This is a genomic window from Microbacterium sp. BF1 (genome assembly GCF_019279095.1).
GTDB classification, from domain to species: domain Bacteria; phylum Actinomycetota; class Actinomycetes; order Actinomycetales; family Microbacteriaceae; genus Microbacterium; species Microbacterium maritypicum.
On the sequence record NZ_JAGYWT010000661.1, the window covers coordinates 1 to 1,102 of the forward strand.

The window sequence follows — 1,102 nt, forward strand, 5'->3', positions numbered from 1 at the left end:
GACCACGGTGCACCAGTACTTCGACCGTGTCGCCACCGCGGCGGTCGGCATGCTCATCGACCGGATCGAGCACCAGAAGCGCACCACCGCCGACCCGGTGCCCACCGAGCTGATCGTGCGGGCGAGCACCGCGCCGCCCCCGGGATCGGGGACGGCGCGGGTCGGCTGAGCCGGGCTCAGCGGTTCTGGATGCCGCGGAACGCGAACCGGAACTCGAGGTCTCCCGTCGGCAGGAGGTAGCGCTCCAGCGGACGCGAACCCCAGGAGTCGTCGCCGGCGACACCGCGGCGCATCAGCGCCGGCCGCACGATCGTGCGGTGGATGGGAGGCAGCTCGTTGGGATGCAGCGCGCTCTCGATCTCGGCGGGCGTCCAGCTCAGCGCCGAGAACTCCATCGTCGGATCGCCTTCGAAGCGGAGGCCCGCGCCACGGGCATCCGTCACCTCCGCCCATCGCACCCCGGTGCGATTACCCGCCTCCTGCGGACGGATGTACGGCGTGAGCATCTCGGGGATGCTCCGGTCGTAGACCCCCAGCCGCGCGCCCGCGCGGCGGTCGACGTAGCACTCCTCCGGCCCCTCGCCGTACCAGCGCACCCGGTCGTAATCGGCGGGCATCGCCAGCATCGTCGCGAACTCGGGCATCTGCGGGAGCCCGTCGGGAACGTGCATCCGCTGGGTGACCTCCACCCGGCCCGAGCCGTCGATGAGGTAGCTCAGGTCGCAGTACGTCGCCGGGTTCGTCGGCAGTTCGTAGCGGTAGCCGATGCGCACTCCCCCGTCGACGTGCTCGATCGAGATGTCCGCCGGCTCGTGGAAGCGGCTCGCGCGACCGTACCTGCTGGCGAGCAGCCACTGGCCCTCTTCGAACGGTCCGCCCCAGCCGCGCTCGTTCGACGTCGGGGCGTGCCAGAAGTTCGGGGTGACGACCCCGGAGAGCAGCTCCCGGCCACCGGTGCGCGTCTCGCCGAAGCGGTACGAGGTCAGCCCGTTGAAGATGCGCGAGAACAGCACGTGGAAACCGGCCCCGTGCACGCCGATGCTCAGCGTGCCCGGGACCACTGTCGGCGGCGTGAGGCACACCCGCCGACAGTGGTCCCGGG

Annotated in this window: 1 protein-coding gene; it reads right to left on the reverse strand. The window is 71.3% G+C overall.

Going from position 1 to position 1,102, the window contains the following annotated elements; genetic code table 11:
• Positions 1-176: 176 nt before the first annotated feature.
• The coding region (locus KZA10_RS15815) for a beta-galactosidase small subunit (RefSeq protein ID WP_256934978.1) at positions 177-1,102 on the reverse strand (926 nt) is incomplete at its 5' end.